This window comes from Sphaerochaeta sp. S2, assembly GCF_016406725.1.
Classification (GTDB): Bacteria; Spirochaetota; Spirochaetia; order Sphaerochaetales; family Sphaerochaetaceae; genus Sphaerochaeta.
Window position 1 is genome coordinate 1 of the sequence record NZ_JAEKNT010000105.1, and the last position, 1,543, is coordinate 1,543.

The window sequence follows — 1,543 nt, forward strand, 5'->3', positions numbered from 1 at the left end:
GGTGCTATCTGCTGGGATCAAGAGTCAAATAAGCTGGGAATCTACAGATGGATACGTGCTGGGCCTTGGGGGAGCTCTTGCCCTCTCCTATGAATTCATCAAAAGAGGAGGGGTGCTTTTCCTGGAAAGCTCGTACCTTCCATGGATCACAACACAGGGGTCCCTCTCCACCAATCTGGGCGAAAAACAACTCAATCAGTGGATACGCTTGGGGTATCGTCAGGCATTCTAAGGGCTGTACATTATTGACAAAAATCTCTATGATTAGATAGTTGTAGCAAAGTGACCTTTTACAATCAAGGAGTTACGAGGTGAGCATTCCACTCAACAGTCTTATTGACTATGAAGATAATATCTACCAGATAACCTGTGTAGCCATCAAAGAAGCCAATATCTTGAGCAATCCAGGATGTGGTGGTGAAGAGATTGAGAAAAACAATGGCAAGATTGTCAGCGAAGTCCTCACAAGAGCGCTCAAAGGTGAAATCCATTTCGAAGAGTCTGACGAGTAGCAAAGCTTTCAGCCACATTATTTTTCTCTTCGGTCCCACAGGGGTCGGAAAAACAGAACTTCTGCTGGATCTCGATCCGCAGAGGTTTTCTGTTATCAACGCAGACTCCATCCAAGTTTACCGGCATCTGGATATAGGTTCGGCAAAAGCCTCCAAGGAAGTACAGGATGCGATAACTCACCATCTCATTGATGTAAAGGACCCATGGGAGCAGTTCAGTGTAGGGGATTTCATCACCTATGCAGATGAGGCATGTGAGAAGATCCACCGGGAAGGGAAAATCCCCGTCATCAGTGGTGGAACCGCCTATTATTTCAAACATTTTCTCTATGGTCTCAGCGAGGCCCCTCCCAGTGATGAATCCATTCGAGCCCAAGTATCTGCAGAGATTGAAGCAAAGGGAAATGAGTGGGCATATACACGTCTTGGTGAGGTGGATCCCATCTCTGCCCAGCGAATTCATCCCAGTGATATGTACAGGGTGAGCAGGGCCTTGGAAGTCTATGAGGCAAGTGGTAAACCCCTAAGCAGCTTCTCTCTCCCCACTGCTGCCAGAAATGGTATGCAGCCTCTTGTTATCGGCTTGGTGCGTGATAGCGCTCTTCTCCGCAGCAGGCTTAGCCTGAGGATCAAGATGATGTTCGACGATGGCCTAGAGGATGAGATCCGTTCCCTTTTACGGATGGGAGCTGAAAGTTCCTGGCCTGGATTGCAAGGTATCGGCTACAAGGAGTTCTTTCAGGCAATGGAACATGGCGAGTGGTCCCGTTCCATCATTGCCGACCAGATAGAGAGAAACAGCCGTTTCTATGCGAAACGGCAGATGACATTTTTCAAAAGCTTTTCAGAAGTACTGTGGATGGATCCTGCTGATAAGGAATCCATACTTACTGAGATTGAGCAGTATTGCTGTTCTTGATGTAGGTTTCCACCATCAGCTTTTCCAACGGTTGGACCGAGGCTCTGCCGATATCGGTGATCTCGTACCATCCCCTCTCTCCCATTTCAACAGAGAATTCCTGATTCAGTTC

The 1,543-nt window shown here is 47.7% G+C and carries 3 protein-coding genes; all 3 read left to right on the top strand.

What is annotated here, in order from left to right; all coding sequences use genetic code 11:
* On the top strand, positions 1–232 hold a 232-nt coding region (locus JF818_RS03000), incomplete at its 5' end, for a hypothetical protein (RefSeq protein ID WP_198890505.1).
* A 79-nt stretch (positions 233–311) separates the two neighbouring features.
* Entirely contained in the window at positions 312–512 is a 201-nt protein-coding gene (locus tag JF818_RS03005) for a hypothetical protein (RefSeq protein ID WP_117329854.1), read from the top strand.
* Complete coding sequence (gene miaA / locus JF818_RS03010; protein WP_370570296.1) at positions 481–1,431, top strand: tRNA (adenosine(37)-N6)-dimethylallyltransferase MiaA; 951 nt, start codon at positions 481–483, stop codon at positions 1,429–1,431. Before JF818_RS03005 ends, miaA begins: the two co-directional genes overlap by 32 nt.
* The last annotated feature ends 112 nt before the right edge of the window (positions 1,432–1,543 follow it).